Genomic DNA, 18,176 nt, shown 5'->3' with positions numbered 1-18,176 from the left:
CCGCTGGTTTACAAGCGGGAGCGTTTGTGTTAACATAACCTTTGTAACCTTTGACCCGACCACAGGAGGACAACTATGAAGCATTTTTTCCGGCGGAGCGCCGCGGCCGGCCTGGCTCTGGCCCTGACGGTCACCGCGGCATCGGCCTCGTACGCCCTGGGCTGGGACCTGCACACCGGCCAGGTCCCGCTGTCTCAGGGCGCCACCCTGGGCAAGAACATTTTCTGGAGCGATACATACTCCGATCTGCGGCATGAGTATTATATCTCATACACACCCAATGAGAATGTGGTACCCACCGTAGCCTACGGCAACAAGGTACTGGACAAGCTCACCCTGTCCAGCATGGCGAAAAACCTGGAAAGTCAGGGAAAGCGGGTAATCTCCGGCATCAACGGGGACTGGTATGTGCTGTCCACCGGCTCTACCGTGGGCCTGCTGGTCACCGACGGCGTGGTGCGGGCCACCCCCTACTACAACAACGCCTGGGCCATCGGCTTCAACGAGGACGGCACCGGCTTCATCGGTCAGCCCACCCTCTCCACCAACGTCACCTTCGGCGGCGCCACCTATAAGCTCAGCGGCGCCATCAACAAGGTCCGCAAACTCACCGCCAGCGACACCAGCGGCGGGCTTACTCTGCTCACCTCCGATTTCTCTTCCACCACCCAGAATACCGATCCCGGCGTGGATGTGATCCTCACCCCGGTGGAGGACGGCACAGGGGTCTATGCCACCCAACCCACCATTGGGCGGGAGGTCCAGTATACGGTGGATCAGGTACTGGAGTCCACCGGCAGCATTCCCATTCCCGACGGCAAGGCAGTCCTCACCATGAACGCCAAGGACAACGCCGACATTCTGGCCAGTCTGCGGACCCTCCAGCCCGGCGATACCGTCACCCTGTCCATTACCAGCGCCGACGAACGCTGGAACACGGTGGATCAGGCCATCGGCGGCACCTACAAGATCGTTACCGACGGCAAGGTGGTCTCCTCCGGGCTGCCCACCGAGCGCACCGCCTGGACGGCGGTGGGTGTGAAAGCCGACGGCACCGTGATCTTCTACACCCTGGACGGCAAGCAGTCCGGCTACAGCGTGGGCTGTACCCTCTCCCAGGCGGCCCAGCGTCTCATTGAACTGGGCTGTGTGGAGGCCATTGCGATGGACGGCGGCGGCTCCACCACCATCGGCGCCACCTATCCCACCACCGATGGAATGCAGGTAATCAACCGGCCCTCCGACGGCGCTCAGCGGTCCAACAGCACCGCTATTTTCCTCACCACGGATCTCCAGCCTACCGGCGAGCTGGACAGCTACTATGTGACCCCCACCGACGCCATGCTGCTCTCCGGCGCCACCATGCAGCTCTCCGCCGTGGGACTGGACACCAACTATTACACCACGGAGGGCGGCGAAGTGTCCTGGTCGGTGTCCGACGGCGGCGGTACCATCGATGAAACCGGCCTGCTCACCGCCGGCAGCCAGAGCGGTTCCTTCCAGATCACCGCCTCTGACGGAGAACACACCGGCACCGCCTATTTGACCACTGTGGCTACCCCCGATACCATTACCATCTCCAACGAGTCCACCGGCGCCAAGATTACCTCGCTGAATCTGAACCCCGGCCAGCAGATCGACTTGAAGGCCTCCGCCGCCTACCGCACCCTGGCCCTCACCGCCCAGGACACCTGCTTTACCTGGTCTCTGGACGCTTCGCTGGGCACGGTGGACGCCAACGGCGTACTGACCGCCTCCCAGGAGAGCGGCAGCGGTAAACTCACCGTCTCCGCCGGCGGCAAGAGCGTCACCATTCCTGTGACCATCGCCAGCCATGTCAAGACGCTGGAGACCTGCGAGGGCGACCTGTCCGCCTTCCAGAACACCGACACTGCCACCGTTGAGGCGGAGACCGGCCTGGACTTCGTACACAACGGCAGGCAGAGTGTGAAGCTGTCCTACGACGCCACCAGCGGCTCGGCCAGCTTGACCACCACCCTTGCCATTCCCGACGGGGAGAGCTGGCTGGGCATGTGGGTCTACGGCAACGGCTCGGGCAACACTCTGATGGCCACTGCTGCCGACCAGGAGGGCCAGACCCAGCAATTCCTTCTGACCACACTGGACTTTACCGGTTGGAAGTATGTGATGGTCCAGCTGCCCACCGGCGCCGTCTCTCTCTCCAGCCTGGATATAATCTATGGCGGCGGCGCGGAGCGGCAGATTGGCTCCATCTGGCTGGATCAGCTGGTCACCGCCAATCAGCAGGTCACCGACAATACCGCCCCCACCGTCTCTGTCTCGGTAAAGGGTACCCAGCTCACCGCCACGGTAAAGGACGACCTGGACCAGACCATTCCCCAGGGCAACGTCACCCTCACCTATGACGGCAAGGTTCTGACCGGCAGCTGGAACGAGGCGTCCGGCACCCTCACCGCCACCCTGCCCGCCGCCGACAGCGGCTACCATCGGGTCACGGTCACCGCCTGCGACGCCAGCGGCAACCTCGCCCGGGCCTCCGCCGACGTGGGGCCCTCCGCCAGCCGGACCAGTCCCTTTGGCGACATGACCGGCCACTGGGCCGAACCCTACGCCACCTTCCTGTACGATCAGGGCATCTCCCAGGGTACCGGCGGGGCTACCCCCCAGTATGAGCCCAACAAGAACATCTCCCGGGCGGAGTTTTTCGCCCTGACGGCCCGGTGGATGGGCCTGGATCTGGAGCAGTATGCCGACGTGGAACTGTCCTTCGCCGACACCGACGCCATCCCCGCCTGGGCCCTCAATGAGATCAAGGCCATGTACAGCCTGGGGATCCTCCAGGGCGCTTCCAGCGGCGGCCAGCTGCTGGCCAACCCCATGTCCACCATTACCCGGGCAGAGGCTATGACCATTCTGGGCCGCACCCAGGCCAGGGGCTTCACCGCCAATGACCTGACCTTTGACGATGCCGGTCAGGTCCCCTCCTGGGCCCTCTCCTACACACAGATCCTGGTGACCCAGGGCGTGGTCAGCGGCAACAACAATCTGATCCGCCCCTCCGACTCCATCACCCGGGGCGAGGTGGCCAAGCTGCTGTATGCCATGCTGTAATAGGAAACAAGCAAGAAAAAAGTGCGCTGACGCGCACTTTTTTCTTGCTTTTATTTTGTTTTGGGCAGCCGCCCGTACAGTTCCATCTGTCGGTGGAGTTTGGCCGCCAGCTCCGGGCTGTCAAAGCCCTCCGTCACCCGCCAGGTCCAGTTGCAGCCCAGAGTGGATGGGGTATTCATTCGGGATTCCGAACCCAGGCCCAGCACGTCCTGGATCTGCACCACAGCGCAGCGGCCCACGCTGGCCCAGGCCGCCCGCATCATGCCCCAGTTCTCCCCTTCCTGGCCATTCAGCTGGAGATACTCCCTGGCATAGGCCACATCCTCCGGCCGTGCGGTGGCCAGCCAGCCCATAGCGGGCTCGTTGTCGTGGGTACCCACATAGACCACGCAGTTGGCGGGGTAATTGTGGGGCAGATAGGCCGGCCCCTCCCCATCCCGGCTGTCAAAGGCAAACTGGAGTACCTTCATGCCGGGGAATCCGGTCTCGTCCCGAAGCTGGTGGACCGACGGCGTAAGGAAGCCCAGGTCCTCCGCGATGATCTCCTTTTTCCCCAGCGCACCCTCCACAGCCCGGAAGAGCTTGATCCCAGGCCCCGGCCTCCAGCGCCCGTTCTGGGCGGTGGACTCCCCATAGGGGATGGCGTAGTAGGCGTCAAAGCCCCGGAAATGGTCGATGCGCAGCACGTCGTAGATCTCAAACTGATAGGCGATGCGGCGTACCCACCAGGCAAAGCCGTCCCGCTCCATATAGTCCCAGTCAAAGAGAGGGTTGCCCCACAGCTGGCCGTCGGCGGAAAAGCCGTCTGGCGGACAGCCCGCCACCTCGGTGGGCCGCCGATGCTCGTCCAGCTGGAACTGCTCCGGATGGGCCCACACATCCACGCTGTCGGCGGAGACGTAGATGGGCAGGTCGCCGATGATGCGGATACCACGCCGGTTGGCATAGTCCTTCAGCGCCCGCCATTGGCGGAAAAAGAGGTACTGCACCCCCCGCCAGAAAGCCAGGTCGGCGGCCAGAGCCCGGCGCACCCGGTTGAGGGCCACCACATCCCTGTCCTGGACGGCCTGCTCCCAATCAGTCCAGGGTTCTCCCCCGTTGGCCTCCTTCATGGCCATAAAGAGGGCGTAGTCCTCCAGCCAGAAAGAGTTTTCCTCACAGAAGGTCCAGTAATCCGCCGTGGGCGCGGCCAGCAGCGCCTTGCACGCCTTCCGCAGCACCGGATAGCGATTTTGATAGAGCTTCCCGTAATCCACCCGCTGGGGATCGCTCCCCCAGTCCAGTCCCTCATAGTCTGACCGCTCCAGCAGGCCGTCGGCCGCCAGATCGTCCAGATCGATGAGGTAGGGATTGCCCGCAAAGGTGGAATAGCTCTGATAGGGGGAATCCCCGTAGCTGGTGGGGCAGATGGGCAGGATCTGCCAATAGGACTGGCCGGCCGCCTGGAGAAACTCCACAAACCGCCGGGCGCAGGCGCCCATCGTGCCCACGCCGTATGGGGAGGGCAGGGAGGTGATGTGCATCAGAATGCCGCCCGTCCGCATCGCTTCACGTCCTTTCCTTCACGCTCTCCCCATCCAGGAAGGTATAGGGAAGCAATTCGTGGACGGACTGCGCGCCGTCCTGGATCTGGTGGATCAACAGATCCACGCTCCGCTCCGCCAGCCGCTGGGCGTCCTGGCGGACGGTGGTAAGCCGGGGCACCGCGTACCGGCCCAGCTCGATGCCGTCATAGCCCAATATGGAGATATCCTCCGGCACCCGCAGCCCCCGGTCATGGAGGGCCCGCATGGCCCCCAGGGCCTGCACGTCGGACATGGCGAACACAGCCGTCATGCCGGGCAGCTTGTCCAGCAGCCGCTCCATCGCGGCGTAGCCCCCCGACAGATCGAAGCGGGCGGTCTCGCACTGGAGTCCCTCGTCCAGGGGCAGCCCCCGCCGGGCAAAGGCCTGACGGACACCCTCCAGACGGGCCTGGGCGGCGTTGGACTGCTCCGCCCGGCCGCCCAGAATACCGATATTGCGGTGGCCCAGATCCATCAGCCGCTCCACCGCCTGGCAGGCGCCGTCGGTGTCGTCGGTGGATACGCTGGACAGATTGGGCTGGTCCAGCCCCGCCGCCGAGTTGGTCACCAGTACGCAGGGGATGGTGATGCGGGCAAAGCCCGCCTGGAACAGGCTCAGGTTGCTGCCCAGGAAGAGGATGCCCAAAGGCCGCCGCTCCCGGCACACCCGGATGGCCTGATCGATCTCATCGTCATCCTCATCGATGTAGTAGATCAAGCTGGGGTATCCACTGTCCCGGATACGGGTCTGGATACGCTCCACCAAATCGGCAAAGAGCATATTCTGGGTGCCCTTGACGATGAGGGCCACCCCGCTGCTGACTTGCTGCTTCAGGTGCTTGGCATTGCTGTTGCGGGTAAAATGGTGGGCTTCCACCACTGCCAGCACCTTGGCGCGGGCCTCCTCAGACACATCCGGCCGGTCGTTGAGTACCCGGGACACGGTACCCACCGCATAGCCAGACAGCTTGGCGATATCTTTGATGGTCACAGGAACTCACCTCTTGTCCCTCAGCGTCTGTATTACCCCTTGACCGCGCCGGCGGCCACGCCCTTGATGATGTGCTTCTGGCAGGACAGATAGAAGATAACCACCGGGATCACCGCCATGATGAGGGCGGCCATGATGGCGCCCATGTCCACCCGTCCGTAGGAGCCCTTCATGTACTGGATGACAATGGAGATGGTCTTGTACTTCTTGATATCCAGGGTCAGGTAGGGCAGCAGGAAGTCGTTCCAGATCCACATGGTCTCCAGGATGCCTACGGAAATATAAGTGGGCTTCATGATGGGCAGCACCACCGAGAAGAAGGTGCGGATGGGCGAGCAGCCGTCGATCATGGCGGCCTCTTCGATCTCAATGGGGATGGACTTGACAAAGCCGCAGAACATGAACACCGCCAGTCCTGCGCCAAAGCCCAGGTAGATGATGATGAGGCCCCAGGGGGTGCCCAGGCCCAGCCGGTCGGTGACCAGGGACAGGGTGAACATGACCATCTGGAAGGGAACCACCATAGAGAACACACACAGGATGTAGATGGCCCTGGTGACCCGGGTCCGCACCCGGGTGATGAACCAGGCGCACATGGAGGTGCAGAGCAGGATGACGATCACCGAGCCCACGGTGATGAACACCGTCCATCCCACCGCTTTCAGGAAGTCATACTGGTTGATGGCGGTGGCGTAGTTGTCCAGACCGGTAAAGGTGGTCTCGTTGGGCAGCTTGAAGGGTTCCAGGTTGATGTAGGACTTCTTTTTGAAAGAGTTGAAGAGTACCACCACAACAGGCAGCACATAAAAGATACTGATGAAGGTGAACAGGCCGGTGCCCAGCCGATTCATTCGTTGTTTCCGTTTCATTACTGCTGCACCTCCTTGGAGCGGGTGGCTTTCAGCTGGATCAGGCCAATGGCCACCACCAGGATGAAGAAGACCACAGCCTTGGCCTGGCCCACGCCCTCCCAGCCGGTGCGGCCGTAGAAGGTGTTGTAGATGTTCAGAGCCAGCATCTCGGACATCTTGGAGGGCTCGCCGGCGGTGAGGGACAGGTTCTGATCAAAGAGCTTGAAGCCATTGACCACCGACAGGAAGGTGCAGATGGTGATGGAGGGCATCATCATGGGGATGGTGACCTTGAAGAGCCGCTGGGGACCGCTGGCGCCGTCAATGGCGGCGGCCTCCATCACGTCGCCGGGGATGGACTGGAGGCCGGCAATGTAGATGATCATCATATAGCCGATCTGCTGCCAGGCCACCAGGATAATGAGGCCCCAAAAGCCGTACCACTCGTTGAGGTTGAGGGCGGTGGCCATAGGAGCCAGCAGGCCGTTGAAGATCAGCTGCCAGATATACCCCAGCACGATGCCGCCAATCAGGTTGGGCATAAAGAACACGGTACGGAAGATATTGGTACCCCGCAGCTTCTGGGTGAGGGCCAGGGCGATGGCGAAGGCGATCACATTGATGACCACCAGGGAGACCACCGCAAAGAGGGCGGTATACCAGAAGGAGTGGAGGAATATGGGGTCCTGGAAGGCCTTGATGTAGTTGCTCAGGCCCACAAAAGTGGCGTCGGTGACGGTGGTAAACTCACAGAAGGACAGCCAGATACCCATGATAAAGGGTACGATAAAGCCGATGGTGAATGCGATCAGGGTGGGCAGCAGGAAGATGGGAAAATACCGCTTGATTGCCTTTTCCAAAGGATCGACCTCCTCTCTCGTTGCTCAAAAAGGCAGAGGCAGCGGGCGGGCAGAACGCCCGCCCGCTGCCTGTTCAGCAGTTGATATGGATGCCTGAGACTCAGCCGTTGACGGCGGCAGCCTCGGAGGCCCAGCCGTCCACAAAGGCGGACACCACGGCGTCCCACTTTTCGTCGGTCTGGTCGGCAGCGTAAGCGGTGAGGGCGGAACCCACGCCGTTCTTCCACTCCTCGGAGGGCATGGTGGAGAAGTTCCAGGACACGGACTCATAGCCGTCGGCCACATACTGGTTGCCGATGTTCACCAGGGGGTTGGTGGACTCCAGGTTGCCCTTGAAGGGGATCACGAAGCCCATGCCGGCCTGGCCGGAAGGCATGGCGCCTTCGCCGCCGCACATGGCCTTGGTGCCGGTCTCAGAGGAAACGCACCAGTACATGAAGTCCAGGGTGGCCTGGATGTCGGCCTCGGAAGCCTTGGCGTTGACGCACCAGTAGTTCTCGGTACCGGTACACAGGCCCTGCTTATCCTCGCCCTCTACGCCGATGTAGATGGGCAGCATACCCAGGTTGTCATCGCCCAGCTCGGCCACGTCGTTGTAAGCCCAGGTGCCGTTCTGATAGAACACAGCCTGACCGGTCACGAACTCGGCCACGGCGTCGTCGCCGGTCTTGGTGGAGAGCAGCGCGGGCTCACAGGTGGCGTTGTTGATGTACAGATCCCAGATCTGGCGGTAGTTGTCCAGGTAGGTACCCTTGATGGCGTCGGTATTGTCGATGCCGTCGGCCTTGTACTCATAGTAGATGGGCAGGTTGGCCAGGTGGGTCTTGAAACGCCAGTCGGAGGAGCCGTCCATACCGGCGGAGGTGAAGGCGGAGAAGCCCAGCTCGTCCTTGCGGGCGGTGATGTCCTCGGCCACCTTCTTCAGGTCGTCAAAGCTCTTGATGTCGTCGGCGGTGTAGCCGGCCTGCTCCAGCAGGGCCTTGTTGTAGATGATGCCGTAGGTCTCGATGACGTAGCCAATGCCCGCCATCTTGTCCCCGTCCATCAGCGCGAACTCGTCGCTGGACAGCTCACCGGCCACCTTGGAGCCGGTCAGGTCATAGCAGTAGTCCTTCCAGGCGGCCAGACCCACAGGGCCGTTGACCTGGAAGAGGGTGGGAGCGTCGGTCTTGGCCATCTCGGACTTCAGAGTGGTCTCGTAGTTGCCAGAGGCGGCGGTCAGCACGGTGACCTCCACGCCGGTCTCCTGGGTGTACAGCTCGGCCAGCTCCTGCCACTGAGCGTCCTGCTCGGGCTTGAAGTTCAGATAGTAGACCTTGCCGCCGGTGGCGTCACCGTTGCCGCTGGGAGAAGAGCCGCCGGAGGGAGTGGTGTCGCCGCCGCCGCAGCCGGCCAGCAGGCCGACCGTCATAACGCCGGTCAAAGCAAGCGCAAACAGACGTTTCTTCATTCTAAGTTCCTCCTGTCAGAATGGTTTCATGTATCCGCTGGAAACGTTTCATGGAAACGTTTCCAGCTTCCCGTAACTGAATCTTACTCCTTCCCGCTTCCATTTTCAAGCATCTTTTTGTCAAAGACTCCAATTTCGGCTATGCGCTTAAATTCTATGCCGTTATTTTGTACAACATGCCAAATACGAAAACCATCTAGTCTAATTTTGTCAACACTTCCAGCAGCCTTTCCCGCCGGTTGTCCTCCGGGTGATCCAGCACATGGAGGGCCAGCTTCCGCTGGGCCGTGCCGATCTCCCTGCCTTCCAGGCCCAGGGCGGCCAGTTCCCCGCCGGACAGGGCCAGGCGATGCAGAACTTCCTCCTCCGGGTGGCGGACGCCGCGGCGCAGGGTGCGCTCCACCGGCAGACATTCGATGGGAAAGCCGGTGGCGGTACAGAATCCCCGCCACCGGGGGATGGGCAGAGGCGGCAGGTCTCTCAGGCCTGTCAGATCGGGACAGTTCCGCTCCGGCCACAGGTGGGCCAGCAGGCCCCAGCGGAGCAGATCGCCCGCCCGCTCCGGACGTGGGGAAAGCAGGGTCTTTTCCATCTCAACCTTGATCCGCTCCCCCGACACCAGGGCCACCCGAGGGGCGTTACGTCGGATGGCCTCCTCGGTCTCCGGATGGATGGCAAACCCCAGCTGGGCGGCAAAGCGCACCGCCCGAAGCATCCGCAGGGCGTCCTCCCCAAACCGCCGGTCCGGGTCGCCCACACAGCGGATCAGCCCCTCCTCCAAATCGGCCTGACCGCCGAAGGGGTCGATCACCTCCCCCTCCTCCCCCAGGGCCATAGCGTTGACGGTGAAGTCGCGCCGGGCCAGATCCTCGGTGAGGCCCACGTCAAAGGCCACCCCGTCGGGGTGGCGTCCGTCGGCATAGCCTCCCTCCCGACGGAAGGTGGTCACCTCCACAGGCCCGTCCTCCGTCAGGACGGTGACGGTGCCGTGCTTGATGCCTGTGGGAACGGTGCGTGCAAACAGGGCGGTCACCTGTTCCGGGCGGGCGGAGGTACATACGTCGTAGTCTCCCGGCGTCCGGCCCAGCAGCAGGTCCCGGACACAACCTCCCACCGGGTAGGCGCCGTGGCCCGCCCGGCGCAGGGTCTCCAGGCAGCGGGCCACCCCCGCCGGAATGGGCCTTTCTTCCATTTTCTCCGCCTCCCCGGTATCTTTCCCTTGCTATTTGCCTATAATGCTTTATAATTATGATGCTACTATTATAATCTGAAGCAAAGGGTGTGTAAACCCATGTCAATTCCCAACATTCACGACTATCTGACGCCCGGCCGAAAGGCCCATCTGATCGGCATCGGCGGCGTCTCCATGTCTCCTCTGGCGGAGGTCCTCCACAAGATGGGTGTGGAGATCACCGGTTCTGATATGAACGACAGCGCCACGGTGGAGCATCTGCGCGCCCTGGGTATTCCCGTGGCCATTGGCCACCGGGCGGAGAATGTGGCGGGCGCCGACCTGGTGATTCGTACCGCCGCCGTCCACGACGACAATCCGGAGATCGCTCGGGCTCATGAGGCGGGTATCCCCGTCTTTGAGCGGGCCCAGGCCTGGGGGTCCATCATGCGGGGCTACAAAAACGCCCTGTGCATCTCGGGTACCCACGGCAAGACCACCACCACCTCCATGTGTACCCATATCATCATGGCCGCCCAGATGGACCCCACCGTCATGATCGGGGGTACCCTGCCCCTGCTGGGTTCCGGCTACCGGGTGGGACACGGGGACACCATCATTCTGGAGAGCTGCGAGTATTGCAACTCCTTTCTCTCCTTCTTCCCTACCGTGGCTGTCATCCTGAATATTGAGGCCGACCACCTGGACTTCTTCAAGGATCTGGAGGACGTGGAACACTCCTTCCGCGCCTTCGCCGACCGGGTACCGGAAAACGGCCTCATCGTAGCCAACGCTGACGACGCCAATACCATGCACACCCTGGAGGGCGAGACCCGCCCCGTCCTCACCTTTGGTCTGGAGACGGGCGACGTCCACGCCGCCAATCTGACCTGGAACCGGGGCCTGCCTGTCTTCGATATCATCTACCGGGGCCAGGTCTTTACCCGGGTGGGGCTGCACGTCCCCGGAGAACACAACGTGAAAAACGCCCTGGCTGCCGCTGCCGCCGCCATTGCCCTGGCGGTATCACCCGAGGCGGTGAGCGAGGGACTGGGCGCCTTCCGGGGGGCCGGCCGCCGGTTTGAACACAAGGGCACCTACCACGGCGCCGAGGTCTTTGACGACTACGCCCACCACCCCGGCGAACTGCAGGCCCTGCTGGCCGCCGCCCGCACGCTTGGGTACGAGCGGATCATCTGCGCCTTTCAGCCCCACACCTATACCCGCACCAAGGCCCTTTTCGACGACTTTGTCAAGGTCCTGCGTCAGCCCGATATCACCCTGCTGGCCGAGATCTACGCCGCCCGGGAAACCAACGAGATCGGCATCTCCTCCCAGGATCTGGCCGACCAGATCCCCGGCAGCATCTACTGCCCTACCCTGGCCGACGTGACCGCCCAGCTGAAGGAGCTGGCCCGGCCCGGCGACCTGATCCTCACTGTGGGGGCGGGGGATATCTATACCGCCGGTGAGGCGCTGCTGAAATCCTGACCGTCGCTTTGTTTCGCTAATGCAACAAAAAACTATACTCTTAATTTCAACTGTTGACAAGGTTTCAAAAGAGACGTACAATATTACCAGTTGTCCTGTCCCTTTTGTTCTCTTTTCACAAATATGAATAAGGAGTGGAATCGACATGGAAGAGAAAAAGTACACCTCGATGATCCGCCTGCGGATGTCTGCGAAGGACGCTCACTACGGCGGAAACCTGGTGGATGGCGCTCATATGGTGCATCTGTTCGGCGACGTAGCCACCGAGCTGCTGATCCAGTGCGACGGCGACGAGGGCCTGTTCTGCGCTTACAACAACATTGAGTTCAAGGCTCCCGTCTATGCCGGCGACTTTATCGAGGCCTATGGTGAGATCACTCACATCGGCAATACCTCCCGCAAGATGAAGTTTGAGGCCCGCAAGGTGGCCATTCCCCGCCCCGACATCAGCGACTCCGCCGCTGATTTCCTGGATGAGCCCATTGTGGTGGCCATTGCCGAGGGTACCTGCGTGACCCCCAAGAAGTGCCAGCGCAAGGAGCATTGATCCCTGCTTACATGAAAAAAGTCCGCCGCGAAGAACTTCTTCGCGGCGGACTTTTCTTATTGTGCAGCAGGTGTTCCGCTTCGCTCGGCCAAAATACGTGGGAAGAAACGAAGGAACAGGATGGTGGTAACGGTGGCCGCCACGGCGTCGGCAATGGGCTCGGACAGGAAGGTGGCTTCCGCCGACACCAGGGCGGGCAGCAGCAGCAGGCAGGCCAGAAACACGCTCTTGCGGAACAGGGAGCAAAACAGCGCCAGCCGCACATGGCCCAGGGCGGTGGTCTCGTCCACCAGCGGGTACTGGACAGCCAGGGGCAGGATCATGGCGGTGAACACTTTGATATACCCCACCGACCGGTCAATCAGCTCCGGATTCTGGGTGAACAGCCGGACAAATACCGGGGAGAGGGTATAGGTCACCACCGTCATCAGGCCGCAGAAGGTAAGGCACAGCCCCACGATGGACTTCATGGCCCGCTTGATCCGCTGGGCGTTGCCCGCGCCGTAATTGAAGCTGATCACCGGCTGCGTGCCCAGGGTCAGTCCGCCCATGGGCATGGTGATGAGGAGCAGATAGCTCTGGACAATGGTGGCACAGGTCACCAGCGTATCGCCCAGTTCCGGGCCGCCGTAACGCTGGAGTACGGTATTGAGTACGATGAGCAGCACGCTGTCGGTGGCGATGATGAGGAAGGGCGACAGGCCGAAGGTGACAATCCGCAGCATGATCTTCCGGTCAAATCCACCCCACCGCAGACGCACCGGCATCTTTTTCCGCAGCAGAGAGCAGAGTACAAAGGCGCAGGATGCCATCTGGGAGATCACCGTGGCCAGGGCCGCCCCCGCCACATCCAGCTTTAAAACAAAGATAAAGACAGGGTCCAGCACGATATTGAGGACGGCCCCCAGCATGACGGTGGCCATACCCAGGCCGGAAAAGCCCTGCGCAATCAAAAAGCTGTTCATGCCGGTGGCCATCAGGGCAAAGAAGGTACCGGCGGTATAGATGGTCAGGTAGGTATCGGCGTAGCCGAAGGTAGCCTGGCTGGCGCCAAACCACTGGAGCAGAAGCCCTTTCATGGCCAGAAACAGCCCCGTCAGTCCCACCGACAACACCAGCAGCATAAAAAAGCTGTTGGACAGCACCCGGCTGGCCTCCTTCCGGTTCCCCTCCCCCATCCGCATGGCCAGAATGGGAGAGCCGCCCAGCCCCACCAGGGAGGCAAAGGAGCTGAGCAGCGTGACGATAGGGCCGCACACACCCACGCCCGCCAGAGCCAGGTCCCCAATCTGAGGAATATTTCCGATATAGATACGGTCTACAATGCTGTACAGTACGCTGACCAGCTGGGCCAGCATGGTGGGAATGGCCAGTTTGCACACCAGGCGAAACACCGGGTCATGTCCCAAGTCGTTGGTCCGTTTCATCTCGCCCCTCCTTCAGACAGTCCACGGCATTATACCTCTTTTTTCCCCGCTCGTAAAGGGGGCTATCCCATCCAATCACTCCATTCCCCGAAGGTTTTAGCACTCTCAATTATTGAGTGCTAAAAATTCACACTCCGTTCATGATTTTTTGTGTGCAGGAGACTATACTGAGTACAAACAAAAAGCTGCCCTTTGAAAGGAGTGTTTTTTATGAATGCACAGAAATACACCCAGAAATCTCTGGAGGCGGTGCAGACCGCCCAGAGCCTGGCCACTGAATACGGCAACCAGCAGATTGAGCAGCCTCACCTGCTGCTGGCGCTGCTGACCGACGAGTCCGGCCTCATCCCCCAGCTGCTGGGGAACATGGGCCTTACCGTTCCCTCCTTCACCGCCGCCACCAAGGCGGAAGTGGAAAAACTGCCCCGTGTCTCCGGCTCCGGCCGGGAGCAGGGCAAGATCTATGTGGCCCAGGACGTGGACAAGTGTCTGAATACCGCCGAGTCCATCGCCTCCTCTATGAAGGACGAGTATGTGTCGGTGGAGCATCTGCTGCTCTCCCTCATCGACACCGCCAACCGGGAGCTGAAGGAACTCTTCCGTACCTATAATATCACCAAGGAAGGGGTACTTCAGGCCCTCACCGCCGTCCGGGGCAATCAGCGGGTCACCTCCGACAACCCGGAGGAGACCTACAACGCCTTGAAGAAGTACGGCTCCGATCTGGTGGAGCGGGCCCGGCAGAACAAGCTGGACCCGGTCATCGGCCGGGACGACGAGATCCGCAACGTGATCCGCATCCTCAGCCGCAAGAGCAAGAACAACCCCGTCCTCATCGGCGAGCCCGGCGTGGGCAAGACCGCCATCGCCGAGGGGCTGGCCCAACGCATTGTCAAGGGGGATGTACCCGGTTCCCTGAAAGACAAGACCATCTTTGCCCTGGACATGGGTTCCCTCATCGCAGGCGCCAAGTACCGGGGCGAGTTTGAGGAGCGGCTGAAGGCCGTCCTCAACGAGGTGAAGAAGTCCGAGGGCCGTATCATCCTCTTCATTGACGAGCTGCACACCATCGTGGGGGCCGGTAAGACCGAGGGCGCTATGGACGCCGGCAACCTCTTAAAGCCCATGCTGGCCCGGGGCGAGCTGCACTGTATCGGCGCCACCACCCTCAACGAGTACCGGCAGTATATCGAGAAGGACGCCGCCCTGGAGCGGCGGTTCCAGCCGGTAATGGTCAACGAGCCCACGGTGGAGGACACCATCGCCATCCTCCGCGGCCTGAAGGAACGCTACGAGGTGTTCCACGGGGTGAAGATCCAGGACGGCGCCATCATTGCCGCCGCAACCCTGTCCAACCGCTATATTACCGACCGGTTCCTGCCCGACAAGGCCATCGACCTCATTGACGAGGCCTGCGCCATGATCCGCACCGAGATCGACTCCATGCCCACCGAGCTTGACATCATCCAGCGGAAGATCATTCAGCATGAGATCGAGGAGGCCGCCCTCAAGAAGGAGGACGACGCCCTGTCCCGCGAGCATCTGGCCGAGATCCAGAAGGAACTGGCCGAGATGCGGGATGAGTTCAACGCCAAGCGCGCCCAGTGGGAGAACGAGAAAAACGCCATCGGCAAGGTACAGAAGCTGCGGGAGGACCTGGAGGCTGCCAATGCCGAGCTGGAGAAGGCCCAGCGGCAGTACGACCTGAATAAGGCTGCCGAGCTGCAGTACGGCCGCATCCCCGAGCTGCGCCGTCAGCTGGAGGCGGAGGAGGCCATCGCCAACGAGGGCAAGGCCCGTTCCCTGCTGCGGGATAAGGTCACCGAGGAGGAGATTGCCCGCATCATTGAACGCTGGACCGGCATCCCGGTGGCCAAGCTGATGGAGGGCGAACGGGAGAAGCTGCTCCACCTGGAGGACATCCTCCACCAGCGGGTGGTGGGCCAGGACGAGGCCGTGCGCCTGGTGAGCGAGGCCATCCTGCGCAGCCGGGCCGGCATCGCCGACCCCGACCGGCCCATCGGCTCCTTCCTGTTCCTGGGCCCCACCGGCGTAGGCAAGACCGAGCTGGCCAAGACTTTGGCCGAGGCCCTGTTTGACTCCGAGAAGAACATGGTGCGTATCGACATGAGCGAGTATATGGAGAAGTTCTCCGTCTCCCGCCTCATCGGCGCGCCTCCGGGATATGTGGGCTATGAGGAGGGCGGCCAGCTCACCGAGGCCGTCCGCCGCCACCCCTATTCCGTCATCCTCTTTGACGAGGTGGAGAAGGCCCACCCCGACGTGTTCAACATTCTGCTCCAGGTACTGGACGATGGCCGGATCACCGACAGCCAGGGCCGCACCGTGGACTTCAAGAACACCATCATCATCCTCACCTCCAACCTGGGCTCCCAGTACCTGCTGGACGGCATCGACCAGAACGGCGAGATCACCCAGGAAGCCAAGAGTGCGGTGCAGGATCTGCTGCGCCACTCCTTCCGCCCGGAGTTCCTCAACCGTCTGGACGAGATCGTGTTCTATAAGCCCCTCACCAAGGACAACATCACCTACATCATTGACCTGCTGGTCAATGAACTCAACCATCGCCTCAGTGAGAAGCAGCTGAAGGTGGTCCTCACGGAGGAAGCCAAGCGGTTCATCATCGACAGCGCCTACGATCCAGCCTTTGGCGCCCGTCCCCTGCGCCGCTTTGTGCAGCACGGGGTGGAAACCCTCATCAGTCGGAAGATCATCGCCGACCAGGTGGAACCCGGCGATACCCTCACCGTGGACTGCGTCAATGGCGAACTGACCGTGGAGGCCAAGAGCGTCCTCACCGGCCAGGTGGTGGACCAGGCCTGATCCGATCCAACTCTATTCAGCCCCTGAACGGGTTTTCCCCCGTCCAGGGGCTTTTTTTGATAAAATGGAGCGGAACACCGTCAGGTATTCCGCCTGTACGTCGTACTGTTGGATGAAAGGGGGGAGAGGTATGGATGCCGCTATGCACCGGGACCTGGAGGCGCAACGGATACTGACACAATACGGCAAGTTGCTGGATACGATAGCGGACGCCCTGCTGCCCGGACACCCGGAGGAGGCCGAGGAGTGTGTCCAGGACGCTGTATGGGCCTATGTGGAGGGCCGCCAAAGGTGGGACCCGGCCCGAGGCAGCGAAAAAACCTACCTCTGCGTACTGGTCCGCAGCCGGGCCAGGGACCGCCGCCGCAGGCTGGCCGCCCGGCGTGAGGACCCTCTGGAGGCGCATGAAGGCGTCCTATGGGCGGAGGATCACGCGGAACGCTCCGCCCTCCGGGACGGCCTCCGTCGGGCTCTGGAGGCCCTGGGGCCGGAGGAGCGGCGGCTTTTTACCCTGCGTTTCCTCTATCAGTGGTCATCCGCCCGGATCGGGCAGAGTTTGGGGTTGTCCCCCAACGGGGTGGATGCCCGGGTGGCCCGCCTGCGCAAGAAGTTGAAACATCTGCTGGCCCAACAGGGGCTGGGCTGGGACGGAAAGGAGGACACCAAATGAAAGCCTACCATTGGGACGAACTGCTGGAAGAGGAGGACCTTATGGACCTGACGGAGGAGGCCATGGCCTTCTCCGCGGCGCGGCGCATCCCCTGGATGCGGCTTGGGACGGCGGCGGCCTGCCTGGCCCTGATTCTGTGCCTGGCCAACTATCAGGCCCTGGCAGCGGGGGTGAAACGAATCGTGGACTATTTCTCCGGCGTAGGCGCAATGGAAGCCCGGCAGAATATGCTGATCCAAAGCAAAGAAGTGGAGTTCTCCCTGAGCGGACGCACTTACCTCATTTCAGGCGCCTATGCCCGGGATGGCATCTTATTTGTCCCTCTGGAGGTGGTGTCCAAGTCGGAGGAGCGTCTGAACGAGTCCACCTATCAGAATCTGTATGTCAAAGTTACCGCGCAGCAAAACGGGAACACCCTGTCCGGACAAAATCCTTTTACCGATCTGTCCAACAACGGCTCCTACCCCTATGGGCAATACACCGCCCTGGAACGAAAACGCATCCCCTTTTCTCCCCTTTCGGAGCATCCGTATCTGGGACTGCGCTACCTGGAGCAGGGCTATCAGTCTTATGCCCAGGCCGTCTTTACCTTTGAGCTGAAGGACGCGGACTCCGGCTGTTGTACACTGTCGGTGGAGGACTATCTTACCGACGCCGCGCAGGAAGTGGAGCTGCGGCTGGCCCCGCCGGAAACCATAGAGGTCGTCAGCAGTGAACGAGAGGTGGGAGAAGTCCTTGTCACAGCCCTGGTATCCAAAGACGGCCGCAGCCTCTCCCTCTACGGCGCCATGTCCCACGAAGCGGAGTGGTGGAAGTCACTGGTGGATCTGCGGGCGGAGGCCGTGTATGGGGTTCAGTTCATCGGCGCCGACGGCGCCTGTTATCAGGGCGTCCCCCGCCGTTCAGGCGATATGGCAGGGTATCCCCAGGAGATCCTGCTCACGCAGGACACAGGGCCTATTACCGCTGTGCGCATCCAGAAAATCTACTATGCCTATGACGATATGGACGAGGGACTGGTGAGCCAGTGGGTGGAGTTGGACTGGGTCATCCCCCTGACGTAGTTTTTCCTCCAGCACAGCTAACAACGAGACCTGGCGGCTGTCAGCGCCGGGTCTCGTTGTTGTTGAACGACCCACACCGGCCAGCCTCCACTGTCGCAGAAACATGACCGCTTTTATAAATAGTATTTGCGCTTTTCAGATTTTGCATTATA

General features: G+C 61.6%; 13 protein-coding genes. 6 read left to right on the top strand and 7 right to left on the bottom strand.

Annotation, left to right across the window (positions count from 1 at the left end; translation table 11 throughout):
• The first annotated feature begins 75 nt into the window (after nucleotides 1-75).
• On the top strand, nucleotides 76-3,093 hold the full coding sequence (locus tag Q0K43_RS02020; protein ID WP_297288900.1) for a phosphodiester glycosidase family protein: 3,018 nt from the start codon (nucleotides 76-78) through the stop codon (nucleotides 3,091-3,093).
• Nucleotides 3,094-3,143: 50 nt separating this feature from the next.
• On the opposite strand, the gene malQ is transcribed toward Q0K43_RS02020, so the two are convergent.
• From malQ to Q0K43_RS01990, 6 genes are all read right to left on the bottom strand, one after another.
• Nucleotides 3,144-4,637 carry a 4-alpha-glucanotransferase gene (gene malQ, locus Q0K43_RS02015; protein WP_297288899.1) on the bottom strand — a complete coding sequence of 498 codons (1,494 nt, stop codon included), beginning with the start codon at nucleotides 4,635-4,637 and terminating at the stop codon, nucleotides 3,144-3,146.
• A gap of 4 nt (nucleotides 4,638-4,641) precedes the next feature.
• Nucleotides 4,642-5,649 (bottom strand): LacI family DNA-binding transcriptional regulator, encoded by a 1,008-nt coding sequence (locus tag Q0K43_RS02010; RefSeq protein ID WP_297288898.1) that lies wholly within the window; start codon nucleotides 5,647-5,649, stop codon nucleotides 4,642-4,644.
• Nucleotides 5,650-5,681: 32 nt separating this feature from the next.
• Nucleotides 5,682-6,518, bottom strand: coding sequence for a carbohydrate ABC transporter permease (locus Q0K43_RS02005; protein WP_297288897.1), 837 nt, complete (start codon nucleotides 6,516-6,518; stop codon nucleotides 5,682-5,684).
• Nucleotides 6,518-7,360: a carbohydrate ABC transporter permease gene (locus Q0K43_RS02000; protein ID WP_297288896.1), complete on the bottom strand. Its 843-nt coding sequence runs from the start codon at nucleotides 7,358-7,360 to the stop codon at nucleotides 6,518-6,520. Before Q0K43_RS02000 ends, Q0K43_RS02005 begins: the two co-directional genes overlap by 1 nt.
• Nucleotides 7,361-7,460: 100 nt before the next feature.
• Nucleotides 7,461-8,810 carry an ABC transporter substrate-binding protein gene (locus Q0K43_RS01995; protein WP_297288895.1) on the bottom strand — a complete coding sequence of 450 codons (1,350 nt, stop codon included), beginning with the start codon at nucleotides 8,808-8,810 and terminating at the stop codon, nucleotides 7,461-7,463.
• A gap of 196 nt (nucleotides 8,811-9,006) precedes the next feature.
• Nucleotides 9,007-10,002, bottom strand: coding sequence for a CCA tRNA nucleotidyltransferase (locus tag Q0K43_RS01990; RefSeq protein ID WP_297288894.1), 996 nt, complete (start codon nucleotides 10,000-10,002; stop codon nucleotides 9,007-9,009).
• 99 nt (nucleotides 10,003-10,101) lie between these two features.
• On the opposite strand from Q0K43_RS01990, the gene murC reads away from it, so the two are divergent.
• Both murC and Q0K43_RS01980 read left to right on the top strand, forming a co-directional pair.
• The gene (murC, locus tag Q0K43_RS01985) at nucleotides 10,102-11,472 is read left to right on the top strand and encodes a UDP-N-acetylmuramate--L-alanine ligase (RefSeq protein WP_297288893.1); all 1,371 of its coding nucleotides are present in this window, start codon (nucleotides 10,102-10,104) and stop codon (nucleotides 11,470-11,472) included.
• Between the two features lie 145 nt (nucleotides 11,473-11,617).
• On the top strand, nucleotides 11,618-12,019 hold the full coding sequence (locus Q0K43_RS01980; protein WP_297288892.1) for a hotdog fold domain-containing protein: 402 nt from the start codon (nucleotides 11,618-11,620) through the stop codon (nucleotides 12,017-12,019).
• A 56-nt stretch (nucleotides 12,020-12,075) separates the two neighbouring features.
• On the opposite strand, the gene Q0K43_RS01975 is transcribed toward Q0K43_RS01980, so the two are convergent.
• The gene (locus tag Q0K43_RS01975) at nucleotides 12,076-13,446 is read right to left on the bottom strand and encodes an MATE family efflux transporter (RefSeq protein ID WP_297288891.1); all 1,371 of its coding nucleotides are present in this window, start codon (nucleotides 13,444-13,446) and stop codon (nucleotides 12,076-12,078) included.
• A 210-nt stretch (nucleotides 13,447-13,656) separates the two neighbouring features.
• Here Q0K43_RS01975 and clpB point away from each other — a divergent pair, with 210 nt between their 5' ends.
• From clpB to Q0K43_RS01960, 3 genes are all read left to right on the top strand, one after another.
• Entirely contained in the window at nucleotides 13,657-16,290 is a 2,634-nt protein-coding gene (gene clpB / locus Q0K43_RS01970; protein ID WP_297288890.1) for an ATP-dependent chaperone ClpB, read from the top strand.
• Nucleotides 16,291-16,420: 130 nt separating this feature from the next.
• Nucleotides 16,421-16,960: a sigma-70 family RNA polymerase sigma factor gene (locus tag Q0K43_RS01965; protein WP_297288889.1), complete on the top strand. Its 540-nt coding sequence runs from the start codon at nucleotides 16,421-16,423 to the stop codon at nucleotides 16,958-16,960.
• Complete coding sequence (locus tag Q0K43_RS01960) at nucleotides 16,957-18,024, top strand: hypothetical protein (RefSeq protein WP_297288888.1); 1,068 nt, start codon at nucleotides 16,957-16,959, stop codon at nucleotides 18,022-18,024. Before Q0K43_RS01965 ends, Q0K43_RS01960 begins: the two co-directional genes overlap by 4 nt.
• Nucleotides 18,025-18,176 lie beyond the last annotated feature (152 nt).

It is taken from the genome of uncultured Flavonifractor sp., assembly GCF_944383115.1.
In the GTDB taxonomy this organism is placed as follows: Bacteria; Bacillota; Clostridia; order Oscillospirales; family Oscillospiraceae; genus Flavonifractor.
The sequence above is the reverse complement of the archived record's forward strand: the minus strand, read 5'-3'. Positions and strand labels throughout refer to the sequence as shown.